General features: G+C 73.0%; 15 protein-coding genes. 7 read left to right on the top strand and 8 right to left on the bottom strand.

Features of this window, described 5'->3' with window-relative positions; translation table 11 throughout:
• Positions 1-4: 4 nt before the first annotated feature.
• From ACIQPT_RS20655 to ACIQPT_RS20640, 4 genes are all read right to left on the bottom strand, one after another.
• The gene (locus ACIQPT_RS20655; RefSeq protein WP_401157326.1) at positions 5-613 is read right to left on the bottom strand and encodes a LysE family translocator; all 609 of its coding nucleotides are present in this window, start codon (positions 611-613) and stop codon (positions 5-7) included.
• On the bottom strand, positions 610-1404 hold the full coding sequence (locus ACIQPT_RS20650) for an EI24 domain-containing protein (protein ID WP_401157325.1): 795 nt from the start codon (positions 1402-1404) through the stop codon (positions 610-612). The genes ACIQPT_RS20655 and ACIQPT_RS20650 overlap by 4 nt, the downstream gene beginning before the upstream one ends.
• An 85-nt stretch (positions 1405-1489) precedes the next feature.
• Complete coding sequence (locus tag ACIQPT_RS20645) at positions 1490-1918, bottom strand: organic hydroperoxide resistance protein (protein WP_073801584.1); 429 nt, start codon at positions 1916-1918, stop codon at positions 1490-1492.
• A gap of 100 nt (positions 1919-2018) precedes the next feature.
• Complete coding sequence (locus ACIQPT_RS20640) at positions 2019-3038, bottom strand: NADP-dependent oxidoreductase (protein WP_401157324.1); 1020 nt, start codon at positions 3036-3038, stop codon at positions 2019-2021.
• Positions 3039-3176: 138 nt separating this feature from the next.
• On the opposite strand from ACIQPT_RS20640, the gene ACIQPT_RS20635 reads away from it, so the two are divergent.
• Positions 3177-3608, top strand: coding sequence for a MarR family winged helix-turn-helix transcriptional regulator (locus tag ACIQPT_RS20635; protein ID WP_137233270.1), 432 nt, complete (start codon positions 3177-3179; stop codon positions 3606-3608).
• A 9-nt stretch (positions 3609-3617) separates the two neighbouring features.
• Here ACIQPT_RS20635 and ACIQPT_RS20630 read toward each other — a convergent pair whose 3' ends face one another.
• A complete protein-coding gene (locus ACIQPT_RS20630; protein ID WP_401157323.1) occupies positions 3618-4439 on the bottom strand; it encodes a hypothetical protein in 822 nt (273 codons plus the stop codon).
• A gap of 124 nt (positions 4440-4563) precedes the next feature.
• Between ACIQPT_RS20630 and ACIQPT_RS20625 the strand changes: the two genes are divergently transcribed.
• From ACIQPT_RS20625 to ACIQPT_RS20615, 3 genes are all read left to right on the top strand, one after another.
• Positions 4564-5133 carry a hypothetical protein gene (locus ACIQPT_RS20625; protein WP_401157322.1) on the top strand — a complete coding sequence of 190 codons (570 nt, stop codon included), beginning with the start codon at positions 4564-4566 and terminating at the stop codon, positions 5131-5133.
• A gap of 131 nt (positions 5134-5264) precedes the next feature.
• Positions 5265-6302, top strand: coding sequence for a rod shape-determining protein (locus ACIQPT_RS20620; RefSeq protein ID WP_401157321.1), 1038 nt, complete (start codon positions 5265-5267; stop codon positions 6300-6302).
• Positions 6303-6399: 97 nt separating this feature from the next.
• Positions 6400-7950, top strand: coding sequence for a GAF domain-containing protein (locus ACIQPT_RS20615; RefSeq protein ID WP_401157351.1), 1551 nt, complete (start codon positions 6400-6402; stop codon positions 7948-7950).
• Positions 7951-7969: 19 nt separating this feature from the next.
• Here the strand turns inward: ACIQPT_RS20615 and ACIQPT_RS20610 are convergent, their stop codons facing one another.
• Complete coding sequence (locus ACIQPT_RS20610; RefSeq protein ID WP_030078115.1) at positions 7970-8401, bottom strand: Lrp/AsnC family transcriptional regulator; 432 nt, start codon at positions 8399-8401, stop codon at positions 7970-7972.
• Positions 8402-8529: 128 nt separating this feature from the next.
• On the opposite strand from ACIQPT_RS20610, the gene ACIQPT_RS20605 reads away from it, so the two are divergent.
• Positions 8530-9753, top strand: a complete 1224-nt coding sequence (locus ACIQPT_RS20605; protein ID WP_401157320.1) for a nitrate/nitrite transporter — start codon at positions 8530-8532, stop codon at positions 9751-9753.
• 107 nt (positions 9754-9860) lie between these two features.
• Here the strand turns inward: ACIQPT_RS20605 and ACIQPT_RS20600 are convergent, their stop codons facing one another.
• Entirely contained in the window at positions 9861-12032 is a 2172-nt protein-coding gene (locus ACIQPT_RS20600; RefSeq protein WP_401157319.1) for a ThuA domain-containing protein, read from the bottom strand.
• On the bottom strand, positions 12029-14560 hold the full coding sequence (locus ACIQPT_RS20595; protein ID WP_401157318.1) for a PQQ-dependent sugar dehydrogenase: 2532 nt from the start codon (positions 14558-14560) through the stop codon (positions 12029-12031). The genes ACIQPT_RS20600 and ACIQPT_RS20595 overlap by 4 nt, the downstream gene beginning before the upstream one ends.
• 346 nt (positions 14561-14906) lie before the next feature.
• Here ACIQPT_RS20595 and ACIQPT_RS20590 point away from each other — a divergent pair, with 346 nt between their 5' ends.
• Both ACIQPT_RS20590 and ACIQPT_RS20585 read left to right on the top strand, forming a co-directional pair.
• Entirely contained in the window at positions 14907-16409 is a 1503-nt protein-coding gene (locus tag ACIQPT_RS20590) for an acyl-CoA synthetase (protein WP_401157317.1), read from the top strand.
• Positions 16402-17868 (top strand): carboxyl transferase domain-containing protein, encoded by a 1467-nt coding sequence (locus ACIQPT_RS20585; protein WP_401157316.1) that lies wholly within the window; start codon positions 16402-16404, stop codon positions 17866-17868. Before ACIQPT_RS20590 ends, ACIQPT_RS20585 begins: the two co-directional genes overlap by 8 nt.
• The last annotated feature ends 5 nt before the right edge of the window (positions 17869-17873 follow it).

The raw sequence follows: 17873 nt of genomic DNA, 5'->3' as shown, positions 1-17873 counted from the left end.
CCGTTCAGCGGGCCAGGCCCAGGGTGACACCGAGGCCGACCAGGACCGAGCCGATCGACCGGTTCAGCGCCTTCTGGCGGCGGAGCATCGCGCCGCGCAGCCGGGAGTGCGAGAAGAACAACGCGACCAGCGCGAACCAGCCGAGGTGGGCGAGGGACATGAACAGGCCGTAACCCGCCTGCTGCCAGAGGGCGGTGCCGGGACCGACGACCTGGGTGAAGGTCGCGACGACGAACAGGGTCGTCTTCGGGTTGAGGGCGTTGGTGAGGAACCCGCTGCGCAGCGCCCCGAACCTGGAGAGCCCCGGCCGGTCCGTCAGGTCGATGTCGAGGTCGGCGCGGGCCAGGAAGGTGCGCACCCCGATGTAGATCAGATAGGCGGCGCCCGCCAGTTTGACCGCGGTGAACAGGGCGGTCGAGGAGGCGATGAGCAGCCCGACGCCGAGCATCGTGTACGTGACGTGGACCAGGACGCCCGCGGCGACCCCGGCGGCCGCGAGGACGCCAGTGGTACGCCCGTACAGATAGCTGTTGCGGACGACCATCGCGAAGTCGGCGCCCGGGGAGACGACCGCGAGGACGGTGATGGCGGCGACCGCCAGCAGTTCGGTCATGCGGCCCGTACCTCCGTGCTGGCGGGCCCGGCGGGGCCGGTGGCGGGGCCCGCGTCCGGATCGACCAGCTCGCGGGCGAGGAGCGTGGCTCCGGCGACCGCTCCGGGCATCAGGAACACCGCGACGAACGGGACCAGGAAGGAGAGGGCGATCGGGACGCCGAAGCCGAGCACCAGCGACCGGCGGCGGCGCAGCAGGCCGAGCCGCTTCTTCAGGACCAGTCCCCGGCGCTGGAGCGCCACGCCGGTCAGTTCCTCGGCCAGGAAGTAGCCGGAGACGCAGATGCCGATCGCGGGCACGACGGTCTGGCCGACGACCGGGATGAAGCCGCAGGCGAAGAGGACGATCCCGAAGAGGGCGACGCGCAGCAGGATGCGTACGGAGTCGCGGGCGGAGATCCACAGCTCCTGCCAGAGCGGCAGTCCGGATTCGTGGACCTCGCCGCCTTCGCCGCGCTCGACCTCCTCGGAGAGCGACTCGTAGAACGGCTGGCCGACCAGGAGGGTCACGGCGGTGAAAGTGATGACGGCGAGGAACAGGCCGAAGACGAAGACGAGCGCGGTCAGTCCGGTGCGCAGCAGGCCCTGCCAGGGCGAGGACCAGTCGTCGGCGAACGGGGTCGCCCAGCCGGCGAGGTCGTCGGCGCCGTAACCGAGTCCGATGAGGGCACCGGCGTAGATGACCAGGGTGATGAGTCCGGGCAGCAGCCCGAAGCCGAACCACCGTCCGTGCTGGAGGACCCAGCGTTGCCCCTTCATCAAGTAGCCGAAGCCTGCGCCGAGATCGCTCATGGGCGTCAGCGTACTGGCGTGCGGAAAGCGGAGAGGACCGCACCCCGGGAAGGGGTACGGTCCTCGCGCAGAGGCGCCTGCCCGGTCAGGCGACCGAGAGCTCGACGCTGATGTTGCCGCGGGTGGCGTTCGAGTACGGGCAGACCTGGTGGGCCTTCTCGATGAGCGCCTGCGCGGTGGCGGCGTCGACGTTCGGGATGGAGGCGCTGATCGCGACCTCCAGGCCGAAGCCGCCGGCCTCGGTCTTGCCGATGGAGACCGAGGCGGTCACCGTCGAGCCGGAGATGTCGGCCTTCTCCTGGCGGGCGACGACGCCCAGCGCACCCTGGAAGCAGGCGCTGTAGCCGGCCGCGAAGAGCTGCTCGGGGTTGGTGCCCGCGCCGCTGCCGCCCATGGCCTTCGGCGGGTTCACGACGACGTCGAGCTGACCGTCGTCGGAGGAGACCCGGCCGTCGCGGCCGTTCTCGGCGGTGGCGACGGCGGTGTAGGCGACATCGATCTTCTGGATGGTCATGGTGTGACGATTCCTCCGGTTGGTGCGCCGCGACTCGCGCCCACGATCGCGACGGCCTGTGGATGAGCCTAACGCGTGGCCGGTGAGGGCAGGAGGTGGGTCAGACCAGGGAAACGATCATCTTGCCGGTGTTCTCGCCGCGCAGCAGGCCGACGAAGGCGTCGTAGCCCTGCTCGATGCCCTCGACCGTCGTCTCCCCGTACTTCAGCTCGCCCGAGGCCAGCCAGCCGGCGACCTCCTGGACGAACCGCGGCTGGAGGTCGGCGTGGTCGCTCACGAGGACGCCCTGGAGGCGCAGCCGCTTGCCGATGATCATCGCCATGTTGTTCGGGCCGGGGGTCGGCTCGGTGGCGTTGTACTGGGCGATCATGCCGCAGATGGTGGCGCGGCCGTGCACGTTGAGCGAGGAGATCGCGGCTTCGAGGTGCTCGCCGCCGACGTTGTCGAAGTAGACGTCGATGCCGTCGGGGGCGGCTTCCTTGAGCTGGTCGCGGACGGGCCCGTTCTTGTAGTTGAACGCGGCGTCGAAGCCGTACTCCTCGGTGAGGAGCTTGACCTTCTCGTCGGAGCCGGCGGAGCCGATGACCCGGGAGGCGCCCTTGAGCTTGGCCATCTGGCCGACCTGGCTGCCGACGGCGCCGGCCGCGCCGGAGACGAAGACCGCGTCGCCCTCCTTGAAGGAGGCGACCTCGAACAGGCCCGCGTAGGCGGTGAGTCCGGGCATGCCGAGCACGCCGAGGTAGGCGGAGAGCGGGGCGATGTCGGGGTCGACCTTGACCGCGTGCTTGGCGGGCAGGTCGGCGATCTCGCGCCAGCCGAGGCCGTGCAGGACGTGGTCGCCGACGGCGAAGCCCTCGGCGTTCGAGGCGATGACCTCGCCGACCGCGCCGCCGTCCATGGGGTGGTCGAGCTTGAAGGGCGGGGTGTAGGACTTCACGTCGTTCATCCGGCCGCGCATGTACGGGTCGACCGAGAAGTGCTTGTTGCGGACGAGGATGCGGCCTTCGGCCGGAGCGGCGACCGCGGCCTCACGCAGCGCGAAGTCCTCGGCCTTGGGCCAGCCGTGCGGGCGGGCGACCAGGTGCCATTCACGGCTGGACGTGGGAAGTGCTGCAGACATGGGCTCGGGTTCTCCTCAATGTCCTACGGGGGGGGAGCTTCCGCGCCGTACTGGCTACGGCACGAAAAGCTTCATGACATGAAACAACCATGCTCCTGAATATTTCATGATGTCAAGTAAATCGGTACGCTGTCGTCCATGGCCACTCGCACAGACACCCTGACCCTCGAGGTCGTCGAGCTCATCGGCACCGTCGTGGCGCGCTACCACGAGGAGTACGACCGGGCCGCCGCCGAGCACTCCCTCACGGGCGCACAGGCACGGGTGCTCGGGCTGCTCTCGCTGGAGCCCCTGCCGATGCGGAAAATCGCCCTCAGGCTGAAGTGCGAGCCGTCGAACGTGACCGGGATCATCGACCGGCTGGAGACCCGGGAGCTGGTCGAGCGCAGGCCCGATCCGGCGGACCGGCGGGTGAAGCTGGCCGCCGCGACGGAGAAGGGCCGGCGCACGGCCCGCGAGCTGCGGGACGCGCTGGACTTCGCCCGGGAGCCGCTGGCCGGGCTCTCCGACGCCGAGCGCACGGTGCTGCGGGATCTGCTGCGCCGGATGCTGGGCGAGGAGACCCCGTAGGCGTCGCGCCTAAGTGCACCACCACAGGAACCACGTGCAGGTCGGGGACGGTGTCGGGGTGGGCGTCGGCTCGGCCGGGGGCGGCGGGGGCGCGGGCGCGGTCGTCGGCTCCTCCGGGTCGCCCGGTCCCGGCGGGTCGGCGGGCGGGGTGTCGGGGGCGTCGGACGGGTCCGCGTCGTCGGGGTCCGGGGAGGCGGTGGGCTCGTCCGTGGCGGAGGGGCCGGGGCTCGGCGACCCGGTCGGATCCGTGGGGCTCCCGCTGCGGTCGTCCGCCGGTGAGGCGTCCGTGCCGGGGCCCGTGGTCGCGCCGGCCCGGGAGCCGACCGGGCCGGGGTCGCGGGGTGCTTCGGCGGACGGCTGCTTCGGCGCGGCGTCGGTGGGGCCGCCCGGCGTCTCGCGTACGTAGTCGGCGGCGGTGTCGTCCCGCCCGGGCTCCAGGGCCAGTTCCGCGAGGCTCAGCGCACCGGCCGCGAGGAGCAGCCCGAGGGCGGCGAGCAGGACGGTGCGGCCGCGCCGACGATGGCTGCCGCGGGCGGACCGTCCCGCTCGCCGCCGCGAACCGGGGCGGGTTTCGGGCCGCCCTCCGGCCCGGGCGCCCCGGCGGGCATCCCGCCGGGCATCCCGCCGCGCATCCCGTCGCGTGCCGCGTCGGGCTTCGGGCGCGTCGGCCGGGGCGGCCGTCCCGGCAAGCCCGTCCGGCCCGTCCGGAGCGGGCCCGGCGGACGCGGGTGCGGGCACGGCGTAGGGGCCCAGTGCCTCGGCGGGAGTTCCGCACCCGGCGCAGGCCAGGGCTCCGTTGAGATGCCGTCGGCACGGGTGGCAGTAATCCATGGCGCCCGCAGGTTAGGCGTGCACAGAACAACCGGGGAAGCCGCACAGGTGAGGATCCTGTGAGGAAGCTCGAATTCCAGGTACGCCCGGTCCGATACGTCGGGCACGCGGGAGGATGGGCCACATGACCGCTCCCGCCCCCTTCGGCCCCCTCCAGTTCCAGCTCGTCCTGCTGCGCCGGATGGCCGACCACCAGCCCGACCTGGTCGAGGAGGCCCGGCACGAACTGAGCGCCTCCCTCGCCGATATGCGGGAGGCCAACCGCCGCTGGCAGGCCATGGTGCGGGCGCCCCGGGGACGCGGATCGCTGCGGCGCTACCGCTCGGTCCTCGGCGAACCGGAGCTGACCCTGCCGCGCCGGGTCGGGGACCTGGAGTGCGAGGCGCTGCTGTGGCCGGTGCCGCTCTGGCCGGACCTGCGGTTCGAGGTGATGGCCGGTCCCGGCGGGGCCGTGTGGAACGAGTGGCTGGTCCGGGCCCCCGGCGCGGCGGGCCCGGAGCTCACCTCCGTAACGGATCTGCTCCCCTGGTCGTGCACCGTGGACGAGGCCGCCCGTGCCTTTCCCCCGGCCCGGCCGATGGAGGGCAGCGCCCCGACCCGGTGGGCGCTGGCCGTCACCGACCCGGCCGGCGGGCAGGAACGCGTCGCCGAGTTCACCTGGGGTCTGTTCCAGCGGCTGCTGCCGACCGGGTGAGCTGAGGAGCCGTCAGCTCCCGCTCCCCTTACGGCGCAGCTCAACGCGCGCGACGGGCCGGACGGCGCGACCATGCAAGGAGAGACCGGCTGCCGCCGGTGCCCACCGTCCGCGCGCTCGGGAGAATCGCCGTGACCGTCAGCCTTGAGCAGTTGCAGCGTTGCCATGTCGCCGTCGATCTCGGGGCCGCGAGGACCCGGGTGTACGTCAAGGGGCTCGGGCTCGTCGTCGACGAACCGAGCGTCGCCGCCGTCAACACCCGTACCGGCTCCCTCATCGCCGTCGGCGCGCTCGCCGAGCAGATGACCGGCCGCACCCCCGACTACATCCGGGTGGCCCGCCCCGTCTCCGGCGGCACCGTCGTCGACATCGAGATGGCCCAGCGGATGCTGCGTCATCTGCTGGGCGACAAGCTCCGCCGCCAGTTGCGCCGCAAGCCCCGGCTGCGCGCCGCCGCCTGCACCCCGCACGACGCCGATCCGCTGGCCCAGCGCGCGACGGTGGAGACCCTGGTCGGGCTCGGCGCCCGCCGGGTCGAGCTGGTGGACACCCTGATCGCGGCGGCCGTGGGCTGCGGGCTGCCGGTCGAGCAGCCGACCGCCACCATGATCATGGTGTGCGGGGCCGCCACCACCCAGATCGCGGTGCTCTCGCTCGGCTCGATCGTGACCGCCGTCCGGATCCCGGTGGGCGGCAACGCGATCGACGAGGCGATCATCCAGCATCTGCGCCAGCACCACGAGCTGCTGCTGCCGAGCCAGTCCGTGCGCCCGCTCCAGCTGGCGCTGCACGGCAACGGCCTCCAGCTCACCGGCCCCGCCCTCACCGAGATCCACGGCCGCGACGTGGCGACCGGGCTCGCCCGCTCGGTGCAGGTCGACACCGCCGCCGTACGGCAGGCCATCCACACCCCGCTCACCGCGGTGCTCGACGGCGTGGGCCGGGTGCTCCGCGACTGCCCGCCCGATCTGGTGGCCGACCTCGCGGACCGCGGGATCATGATGGTGGGCGGCAGCGCGCTGCTCCCGGGCCTCGACCAGATGCTGCGCGACGCGACGGGGATGCCGGTGCACATCGCGGAGCGCCCCGACGTCTGCTCGGTGCTCGGCCTGGGCGCGATGCTGGACGGCAAGGTGCAGCCGATGGTCCTCAACCCGCTGGCGGGGTGAGCCCGTCGGTACGGACCCGGCGGTGGCACGGCCGATGCGGACGGCGCGGGTGAAGGGGCCCCTGGAGCCCGGTCCGGCCGCGGCCGGGCGGCTGCCGATGCTGCTGGAGGCGGTCCTCAACGTCGGCAGCGACCTGGAGCTGGGCTCCACCCTCCAGCAGATCGTGGACACCGCCGCCGCCCTCACCGGGGCCCGCCACGGTGCGCTCGGGGTGCTGGACCCGGACCGGGACCGGATCGACGCGCTGTACACCGCCGGGATGACGGAGGCGGAGCGGCGCCACCTCGACCTCTTCCCGGACGGCCCCTCCGGGGAACCGGCCGCCCTGATCGAGGAGCCCCGGCAAGGCCGCACGCCGGGCCGCGCACCGGGCCGGACACGGGGCTGCCCGCCGGTGCGGAGCTTCCTGCGCGCCCCGATCCGGGTGCACACCGAGGTGTTCGGCCACCTCTACCTCGGCGGGAAACCGTCCGGGCCGTTCACCGACACCGACCTGGCCCTGCTGCGGGTCCTCGCGGCCCAGGCGGGCATCGCGATCGGCAACGCCCGGCTGTACGAGAGCGCCCGGCAGCGCGAGCGCTGGATCGAGGGGGCGGCGGCCGTCACCACGGCCCTGCTGACCGGTACCGACGCGGCCGACGCGCTGATGACGGTGGCCGAGCGGGCCCGGGCGCTGGCGGGCGCGTCGGCCGGGGTGATCCTCCAGCCGACGGAGGAGGGCGGGATGGAGATCGTCACCGCCTCCACGCCGGACGATCCGGCGGGCATCGTCGGCACGGTGATCGAGCCCGGCTCCCCCGTGCTGGTGCAGTTGCTCGGCGGCGAACCGGTCTTCATCGACGACTCGGCCACCGACCCCCGGATGACCACCGGCGTACGCTCCCGGTTCGGGCCGAGCATGATGCTGCCGCTGCAGAGCGGCGGGCGGCTCATCGGCACCCTCGCTCTGCCCCGGCGGCGCGGCGAGCGCCCCTACACGGACGTGGACCGGCTGCTGGCGACCCAGTTCGCCTCGCAGGCGGCGCTGGCCCTGGTGCTGGCGGACGCGCAGGCCGACCGGGAGCAGCTCGCGGTGTACGAGGACCGCGACCGGATCGCCCGTGACCTGCACGATCTGGTGGTCCAGCGGCTCTTCGCCACGGAGATGATGCTGGAGTCGACCCGGCGGCGGGCCACGTCGGAGTCTGAGGAGCCGGAGGAGCCCCAGGGCGCCGGCGACGGCGGGGAGGCGGAGGCCGGTGTGCTGCTGGGCCGGGCCGTGGACGAGCTGGACTCCACCATCCAGGAGGTCCGCACCGCGATCTTCGCCCTCCAGCAGCCGCCCGCCGAGGCCCCGAGCACCTTCCGGGGCCGGGTGCTGCGCGAGACCGGGGGCGCGGCGGCCCTGCTGGGCTTCCCGCCGTCGGTGCGGTTCACCGGGGCGGTGGACGCGCTGGTGGGCGAGGAGACGGGCCGGGAGCTGCTGGCCGCCCTGCGCGGGGCGCTGGCCGCCGCGCACCGCAGGCCCGGGGTCTCGGCCATCGAGGTGGAGGTGGACGCCACGGTCCGGCTGCCGGACGGGCGGACCGGGGTGCGGCTGGTGGTCTCGGACGACGGGCGCGGCGAGGACGGCCGGCCGACGACGGTGACCTGGCAGGCCCCGGTCTGAGAACGGGCGGGCCCCGGCCTCAGTGCTTCGGGGCCGCCCGCAGCGCGATCCGGGTGTTGGAGTGGGCGATGCCCGCCTCCCGCTTCAGCCGGCGCAGCAGGGTGTCCAGTGCTCCCGGGTCGGCGGCGGTGGCCCGTACGAGGTAGTCGTGGCCGCCCGTCACGTGCACCACCTCCGTGATCCCGGGCAGCATCAGCACCGAGCGCTCGAACTCCTCGTTCGTCGTGTCGAGGCGCAGCGTCACATCGATGAAGACGACCAGGCCCGAACGGGTGTCGGCCGCCGGGTCGACGATGACGGTGAAGCCGCGGATGACCCCGTCACGGCGCATCCGGCGGACCCGGTCGCCCGCCGCGTTGGCGCTGAGCCCCACGCGTACGCCCAGATCCCGGTACGAGATCCGGGCGTCCTCCTGGAGAATGCCGAGGATTTCCCTGTCCAGCCGATCCATACCGCGATTGTCCCAGCTTGCGGCGATATCGGCTGAGGGAAGCCGAGCGGACCCGAGGGGCGACCGCCGTCCCCCGGTCGGAGCAGTCCGGCGGGCCGTGCGGTGCCCCGCGCTCTTGACTTGCTGCTGTGGACACCTCCGTCAAGCAGCCCCCCGAGCCGCCCGCCCCGGCGGCAGCCGCGCCGTCCCCGGCCGCGTACCGCAATCTCGTCATGGCGACGGTCGGCTTCGCGCTGACCTTCTGGGCGTGGAACCTGATCGCGCCGATGTCCGGGGACTACAAGGACCGGCTCGGGCTCAGCTCGTTCCAGCAGTCGTTCCTGGTGGCCGTGCCGGTGCTCGTCGGGTCGCTCGGCCGGATCCCGGTGGGGGCGCTGACCGACAAGTACGGCGCGAAGCTGATGTTCCCGCTGGTGTCCGCGCTGACGGTCGTTCCGGTGCTGCTGCTGATCCCGGCGAAGAACTCCTACGGGGCGATGCTCGCGGTCGGCTTCCTCCTCGGGCTCGGCGGGACGACGTTCGCGATCGGTGTTCCGCTGGTCAACTCGTGGTTCCCGCCCGCCAAGCGGGGCTTCGCGCTGGGCGTGTTCGGGATGGGCATGGGCGGGGTGGCGCTGTCGGGCTTCTTCACGCCGCGCATCGCGAAGCACGGCGACAATCTGCCCTTCCTCGTGGTCGCGGGGGCGCTGGTGGTGTTCGCGCTGCTGGCCGCCGTGCTGGTCAGTGACCACCCCGGCCGGAAGATCCCCACGGACACCCTGGTGCACCGGCTCGGCGAGGCCGGGAAGCTGCGGGTGACCTGGGAGCTGTCCGCGCTGTACGCGATCGGCTTCGGCGGCATCGTGGCGTTCGGGGTCTATCTGCCGACGTATCTGAAGACCTGGTACGAGATGTCGCCGACCGAGGCGGGCACCAAGGCGGCCGGGTTCGCCCTGGTCACGGTCGTCTTCCGGCCGATCGGCGGCTGGCTGTCGGACCGGATCCATCCGGCGCTGGTGACGTCGGTGGCGCTGCTGCTGGCCGCGCTGATGGCGATCGTGCAGGCCTTCGAGCCGCCGCTGAACCCGGTCGGCACGATCGCGCTGCTGGCGATGGCGGCCGGGCTCGGCACCGCGAGCGGCAGTGTGTTCGCCCTGGTCTCGCAGGTGACGCCGCAGCCGAAGGTGGGCAGTGTGACGGGCATCGTCGGCGCGATGGGCGGACTGGGCGGCTTCGTGCCGCCGCTGGTGATGGGCGCGATCTACAGCGCCAAGGACAGTTACGCGATCGGCTTCATGCTGCTGTCCGATCTGGCGCTGGCGGGGTGCGTGTACGCGTACGGGCGGATGCGGAACATCCAGCGCGACGGGTAGGCCCCGGGGACGGGAGAACGGCCGCGTTCCCGCCGGAACGCGGCCGTTCGTGTGCGTGCGCCGGTGTGCGTGCCCCGGTGCGTGTCTCGGCGCGTGTCCCCGTGGGGCTACCGGCGCTGCCTCAGCTGCTGCTCGAACCGGTCCGCCCAGTACGCGGTCCGGTCGAGGTAGGCCGTCTCGGCGGCCTCCCCGGTCTTTCCGTAGGCGCCGTCGAAGGTCTCGTAACCGTGGCCCGGGGGCGGGCTGGAGGAGGCCGGTTCGATGGAGCTGCCCTCGTGCCACTCGTTGAACGAGGTGACGGAGACCCAGGTGGGGTCGCCGCCGATGGCCGGGTCGAGGGCGTTGGTCCACTCCAGGTCGTAGGAGGCGCCGTCCTCGCGGCCCAGGGTGGGGGTGGTGTTGCCGGGGACGGCTCGGTCGTCGACGTAGCCGGGGGCGACCGAGGGGGCCCAGACCAGGCCGTTGGCCTTGGCGTACTCCCCCGCCTGCTTCCAGCCCGGGGCGGTGGCCCCGGCGATGCCGTCGTAGGTGTAGATCCCGCCGAAGTGGTCGACCTTGGTGGTGTCGGTGGTCTGGGCGAGCACGATGGCGGTGTCCTTGACGGCGTCCAGCGCCGACCAGTCCTGGATCTTCAGGCTCTCGAAGATGTAGTAGGCGTTGCGGTCGCCGTTGGCCGCGTCCCGGTAGAACGCGGGGTGGTCGCCGAACTTCCCTTCCAGATAGGCGATGTCGTCGACGACGGAGGCGGCGGTGCGGTCCCCGTACGGCTCGATGTGCCAGGCGACCTCGATGCCGTGGCGGGCAGCGGCGTCCAGGACGTCACCGGCCAGGCCGTCCTCGTAACCGCCTTGGCCCCACCAGCTGTAGACGATGACGCCCGCGCCGGAGCGCTCGACCCACTCCATGTGCTGGTCGACGGCTCCGGCGATGTCACCGGAGTCGTACGGGCCGAGCTTGGGGTAGAGGTCGGCGCCGATGGAGTCGGGCGGGGTGTGACCGCCCTGCTGCCAGTGCCGCCAGCTCCCCGATTCCTCGGGGGTGCCGTACCAGGGGTAGTAGAAGAGGTGCACGTTGGACGAGCCCTCGGCCTCGGTGGCCGGGGTGCGGGTCAGGGTGAAGCGGTCCACGTCGAAGAGGGCGCCCGCTCCCCCGGTGAACCGCAGGAACAGCGGGCCCGTCCCGGCGGCGGCCAGGGAGGTGGTGACGTCGGTGAACGTCTCCCAGCCGCCGGTCGGGGCGACGTCCGCCGAGCCGAGGAGCGGCCCGGTGGCGGAGCCGGAGCGGACCTCGATGGTGCCACCCGCGCCGGCCGAGGAGACGGTGGCGGTGAAGGCGGTGGCCCCGGTGGTGTCGAGGGAGGCGTAGCCCGCCCAGTCGCCGTCGTCGATGTAGCCGAGGGTGGCTCCCCCGCTGGCGGCCGCGTGCGGGGCCGCCTCGACACCGGAGCCGGAGGTGTACGCCTCCGCCTCCGCGCTGTCGCCGCCCGGGTCCGGGCCCGGGTCGTCGGCGGAGCAGTCGGCCTCGACGGCTCCGGCCGCGTACTGGACGCCGCCGAGGAGCAGTTGGCGGAAGTCCGGGTCGGCGAAGGACTCGATGGTGTGGCCGAGTCCGGTGTAGAAGGAGCGGCCCTCCTGCTGCTGGTGGCACCAGGTGATGGGGTGGTCGCCGCCCATCTCGCCGCCGCTGTAGCTGGATTCGTCCAGGGACTGGAGTACGTGGACGCTGTCGCGGGGGTTGGAGCGGTAGTTGTACCACTCGTCGGTCCGCGTCCAGGTGTCGTCCAGGTGCGCGGTCGCCGGGTGGACGTGGTCCTCGGTGGTGAGGCGGGCCTCCTGGATCGCCGGGTGGCTCTGGAACCAGGCTCCGACGAGGTCCTCGTACTCCGGCCAGTCGTATTCGGTGTCGGCGGCCGCGTGGACGCCGACGAATCCGCCGCCGCCGTCCACGTATCCCTTGAGCGCGCTCTGCTGGGTGTCGTCGAGGACGTCGCCGGTGGTGGAGAGGAAGACGACGGCCTCGTACGTTGCGAGGTTCTGCGGGGTGAAGGCGGTCGCGTCCTCGGTGGCGGTGACGGTGAACTCGTTGTCCGCGCCCAGCTCTTGGAGCGCGGCGATGCCCGCCGGGATGGAGTCGTGGCGGAATCCGGCGGTCTTGGAGAAGACCAGGACCTGGTACGGATCGGCGGCGGCCGCCGCGCTCTGCACGCCGGGGCTCAGGAAGGCCGCCCCGAGGGCGAGGGCCACGGCGCAGGCGAGGCGGCGGATGCGGGATCGTCTCATCGGTCGCTCACCCCCGTCGCTCCTGTCGCCGTGCTCGACGTGCTCGACGTGCTCGACGTGCTCGACGTGCTGAACGTGAAGGCGTCCAGGTCGAAGAGGCTGCCCTGGCCCGTCGGGCCCGTGAAGACGAGGAACAGCTCGGTGGATCCGGCCGGGGCGTTGTTCACGTCCGCCGTGACGTCCACGTAGTTCTCCCAGCCTCCGGTCGGGGCGACGGCGAGGGACGACAGGAGCGTGCCGGTCGCCGATCCCGCCCTCACCTCCAGGGTGCCCCCGGCGCCGCCCGAGGCAACCCGTGCGGTGATGGAGGTGGCGTTGGACAGGACGTACGGCTCGAAGGAGACCCAGTCGCCGTCGTCCGTGTAGCCGACGCTCGCGCCGCCCTCGGCCGCGCCGTGCGGGGCGACCTCGATGCCGTTCTGGGCGGCGAAGTGCTCGCCCTGGCGGTGGCGGGGCTGGAGGATGGAGTCGCTGTGCGTGGTGAGCCCGCCCGCGTCGGTGTACTCGGCGTCGAAGACCCCGTAGATGTTGGCGGCGCTGTCGTGCTCCCCGTCGACGGGGACGTCGATGGTGCCGGAGCAGCCGTTCTTCGAGGTGATCTGGTGGCGGTGGCTGTCATGGCCGAGGAGGTAGGTGACCTTGACCTTGGAGCAGTCGATCGTGCCGTCCTCGGGGTCGCTGACGGTCACGGTGAAGGGGACGGAGTCGCCGAAGGAGAACAGCGAGCCGTCCGCCGGGGTGTCGAGGGTGACGGTGGGGGCGCTGTTGCCCGCCGTGACGACGAGGCTCGCGGTGCCGGTGAGCCCTTCGGGGTCGGTGACGGTCAGGGTCGGGTTGAAGGTCCCGGCGGTGGTGTAGGTGTGGCTCGGGTTCGCGTCGGTGGAGGTGGTCCCGTCGCCGAAGTCCCAGGCGTGGGTGAGGTTTCCGCCCTCGGGGTCGGCGCTGCCGGCCGAGGAGAAGGAGACCGCGAGCGGGGTGGGCCCGGAGGTCTTGTCGGCGGCGGCCTTGGCGACCGGGGAGCGGTTGCTGCCCGCGAGGTACTCGACGCGGTAGAGCGCCTGGTTGTTCGCGCCGGTGCCGTAGTCGAGGACGTACAGCGCGCCGTCGGGTCCGAACGCGGAGTCCATCACCTGGGTGCCGGTCCACGGGAAGGTGTCGATGGTCCCGGGTGATCCGTCGGCCTTCACCTCGACCGGCTTGATCCACTGGCGGCCGTACTCGGTGGCGAAGAAGCGGCCGTCGAGGGAGGCGGGGAACTTCACGGCCGAGTCGAGATCGGCGTCGAAGTTGTATACGGGTCCGGCCATCGGGGACTCGGAGCCGCCGCCGAACTCCGGCGGGGAGCCCGCGTCACCGGCGTACCGGATCCAGGCGGGCTGGGCGGGAGGCAGGGTGTCCTGGCCGGTGTTGCGGAAGGAGTTGTTGGCCGGGCCGGCGGCGCAGTCGTACTTCGCTCCGGCGGGGCCGCTGGGGAAGGTGTATTCGCCGTACGTCTCCGTGGGCGTGTTGGTGCCCGTGCAGTACGGCCAGCCGAAGTTGCCGGGCTCGGTGACGCGGTTGAACTCGACCTGGCCGCTGGGGCCCCGGTTCGGGTCGGTGGTTCCGGCGTCGGGGCCGTAGTCGCCGATGTAGACGGCTCCGGACTTCTGGTCGACGGACATCCGGAAGGGATTGCGGAAGCCCATCGCGTAGATCTCGGGGCGGGTGTTCGCGGTGCCGGGGGCGAAGAGGTTGCCCGCCGGGACGGTGTAGCCGCCGTCCGCCGTGGGGGTGATCCGCAGCAGCTTGCCGCGCAGGTCGTTGGTGTTGCCGGAGGACCGCTGGGCGTCGAACTGCGGGTTGCGGTCGGTGCGTTCGTCGATGGGGGCGTAGCCGGCCGACTCGAAGGGGTTGGTGTCGTCGCCGGTGGTGAGGTAGAGGTTCCCCTCGGCGTCGAAGTCGATGTCCCCGCCGACGTGGCAGCACTGGCCACGGTCGCTCTCGACTTCGAGGACGACCTTCTCACTGGCGGTGTCGAGGGTGCCGTCGGCCTTGAGGACGAAGCGGGAGAGGTTGAGGTGCCCCTTCCACGCCTCGAAGTCGGCCGCGGACCCGGTGGTGGGGGCGTCGCCGGGCGGGGTGTTCAGGAGCGGCGAGTAGTAGAGGTAGACATAGCGGTTCGCCGAGAAGTCCGGGTCGACGGCGATGCCCTGGAGACCCTCCTCGTCATGGGTGTAGACGTCGAGCTTTCCCGCTGTTTTCGTGGACCCCGCGGCGTCGGTCAGCCGGACCGTGCCGTCGCGGGCGGTGTGCAGCACGGACCGGTCCGGCAGCACGGCGAGCGACATGGCCTCGCCCAGTTCGGCGGCGCCGAGGGCGAGTTGGACCTGCTGGTAGTCGGCGGCGGGTATGTCGGCCGCGATGCGCGGGGCGCGGGCCTCGGGATCGGCGGCCAGGGCCGGTCCTGCGGCGGGGACGGCGAGCGTGGCCGCGAGGAGAGCGGCGAGGGCGGTGGCGTATCTGGACCACCGTGGGGGTGCGGGTGACATGGTCGTTCCTTCCTGACGGTACGTGGGGTCTGTCAGGCAAGGCGCTGTCGCGCTTTGCGACGTACGGGCCCCCGGCGGGCGGGGGCGTACGGCGTGCGGGGTCCCTGTGGACGGGCGTGCGGCGTGCGGGGTGCAGACGTGCGAGGACTGCGCCGGTGCACGGGCGCAGGCAGCTTTTTTCTCCTGGAGAGCGCTCCACTGCTCCCGCCAGGAAGGCTTTTTGCATGCTGGCAACGCACATTTAATTTGTCAAGGTCGTGTCAAAATTGCGATTGGGTGCTCCGTGCAGCGAGTTGGAAGGGCCCGAACCGGGCCCGGCCCACCCCGAAGCCCTAGGCTTTCCGGCGTGACCCTCCTTCTTCCCGCGCTCCAGTCCCCCACCGGCCCGGCAGCCTCCCAGGAGGCCGTCCGCTTCGGTGACCTCTCCCTGACCTACGGCCGGCTGGCCGGGGCCTCCGCCGCGCTGGCCGCCCGCATCGCGGACGCCGGCCGGGTCGCCGTCTGGGCCACCCCGACACCGGAGACGGTGATCGCGGTGGTGGCGGCGTTGCGGGCCGGAGTCCCGGCCGTGCCGCTCAACCCCCGCACGGGCGCGAGCGAGTTGGCGCACATCCTGGCCGACAGTGAGCCCACGGTCGTGCTGGCGGGGCCGGACGACGTACTGCCGGCCGCGCTGGAGAAGCTGCGGCGGGTGACGGTGGACGCGCGGGTGGAGACCGAGAATCCGACGGGACACGTGGAGCATGGGGGTGTCGAGCCGGGCCCCGAGTCACCCGCCCTGATCGTCTACACCTCCGGCACCACCGGCCCGCCCAAGGGAGCCGTCCTGCCCCGCCGGGCCATCGCCGCCTCGCTGGACGCCCTGGAGGATGCCTGGGGGTGGACCGGCGACGACGTCCTGGTCCACGCGCTGCCGCTGTTCCACGTCCACGGGCTGATCCTGGGCGTCCTCGGCCCGCTGCGCCGGGGCGGCTCCCTGCGCCACCTGGGGAAGTTCTCGCCCGACGGTGTGGCCCGCGAGCTGGGCTCCGGGGGCACCATGCTGTTCGGCGTGCCGACGATGTACCACCGGTTGGCGGAGGTGCTGGACGCACCCGCGGGTTCCGCGGGCTCCGCCGAACGGGACGTGCTGGCCGGGGCGTTGGCAGGGGCCCGGCTGCTGGTCTCCGGGTCGGCGGCGCTGCCCGTGCACGACCACGAGCGCATCGCGGCGGCGACCGGGCGGCGGGTGATCGAGCGGTACGGGATGACGGAGACCCTGATGAACACGGGGATCCGGGCGGACGGCGCCCCGCGCCCCGGCACGGTGGGCCCGCCGCTCGCCGGGGTGGAGCTGCGCCTGGCGGAGGAGGACGGCACGGTGCTCGACCCGGCCGGGGCGATCGGCGAGGTCGGCGAGATCCAGGTGCGGGGGCCGAATCTGTTCACCGGTTACCTCAACCGGCCCGACGCCACCGCCGCCGCGCACACGGCGGACGGCTGGTTCCGTACGGGGGACGTCGGCACGGTGGACGCGGACGGATACGTCACGATCGTCGGGCGCAAGGCCACCGACCTGATCAAGAGCGGCGGATACAAGATCGGCGCGGGCGAGATCGAGAACGTGCTCCTCGGCCACCCCGGGGTCCGGGAAGCGGCCGTGACCGGCGAGGAGGACCCCGACCTCGGCGAACGGGTCGTGGCCTGGGTGGTCGCGGCCGACCCCGACTCTCCGCCCCCGGCCGAGGAGTTGGCGGACCATGTGGCGGCTCAGCTGGCCCCGCACAAGCGCCCGCGCACCGTGCGCTATCTGGACGCCCTGCCCCGCAACGACCTGGGCAAGATCATGAAGAGGTCGCTCCATGCCTGACGAGAACCGTGCCCGCGCGACGGCTCGCGAGGCGATCGCGCTGCTCGTCGGTACCGCGGGCTTCACCGAGCACCGCCCGCCGCCGCGCCCCCTGCCGCCGGACGGTCCGCTCGGCTGGGCGGGGTACGACGCGGCGCGGGAGCGGGCCGCGGCCCGGACCGGCGAGGAGGAGTCCGTGGTGTACGGCAGCGGGGTCGTCGGGGACCGGGCATGCGTCCTGCTCTCCTTCGAATTCGGCTTCCTGGGCGGCTCGTTGGGCCGGTCGACCGGAGACCGGCTGGCGGCCGCGTACGAGCTGGCCCTGACCCGCCGGCTGCCCCTGCTCGCGCTCGTCGCCACCGGCGGCAGCCGCATGCAGGAGGGCATGGTCGCGCTCACCCAGCTCCAGCGGGTGGCCGCCGCCTCCACCCGGCTGCGGGCGGCCGGGCTCCCGCAGATCGCGGTGGTCCGCGACCCGACGACCGGCGGCGGCTGGGCCACGGTGGGGGCGGGCGCGGATGTGGTGCTGGCGCTGCCGGGCGCGCAGGTCGGCTTCGCCGGTTCCCGGGTGCGGCCGCCGGACGCGGATCCGTACGCGTACAGCGCCGAGGGGCAGTTGGCGGCGGGCCAGGTGGACGCGGTCGTACCGCGCGAGGAGCTGGCAACTACGGTGACGCACTGGCTGCGCGCGCTGGGCCCGCACGCGGCGACCGACGCACAGCCACCGTCCGACACCGGCCCGCACACGGTGGCCGGCGCACAACCCCCGCCCGACACCGGCCCGCACACGGTGGCCGGCGCGCACCACGCGGTCCCCGCCGCTCCCGTGCCCCGCGCCCTGTCCTCCGCACCGTCGGCCCCCGCCCGGCTCCCGGAGACCGGCCGGGAGGCGGTGGCGCGGGCCCGCGATCCGCGTCGGCCGCGCGCGGAGGCGTATCTGGCCGACTACTTCGCCGTACGGCTCCCCCTCCACGGGGACCGGAGCGGCTCCACGGACCCGGGGCTGCTGTGCGGCTTCGGGCTGCGCGCGGACGGCCGGCCGGTGGCGTACGTCGCCCAGTGCGGGACGCCGACCCGTCCGGCCGGATACCGCGCGGCGGCCCGGACCATCCGACTGGCGGACCGGCTCGGCATCCCCGTCCTCACCCTCGTCGACACCCCGGGCGCGGCCAACGACGCCGAGGCGGAGCGGGCCGGCGCGGGCGCGGCCATCGCGGACACCTTCGCGGCGATCGCGGCGGCCCGGGTGCCGGTGACCACTCTGGTGATCGGCGAGGGCGGCTCGGGCGGGGCGCTGGCTCTCGCGGCTCCAGACAACACCCATGTCACGGCGGACAGTTACTTCTCGGTCATCGCGCCCGAACTGGCCGCCGCGATCCTCAAGCGGCCGCCGGCCGAGACCGGCACCACCGCCGACCAGTTGCGGCTACGCCCGCAGGACCTCCTGGAGCTGGGCTTCGCCCGCTCGATCGTCGGGTGAGCCGG

Origin of the sequence: Streptomyces sp. NPDC091289 (genome assembly GCF_044757365.1) — a bacterium.
GTDB lineage: Bacteria > Actinomycetota > Actinomycetes > Streptomycetales > Streptomycetaceae > Streptomyces.
The sequence above is the reverse complement of the archived record's forward strand: the minus strand, read 5'-3'. Positions and strand labels throughout refer to the sequence as shown.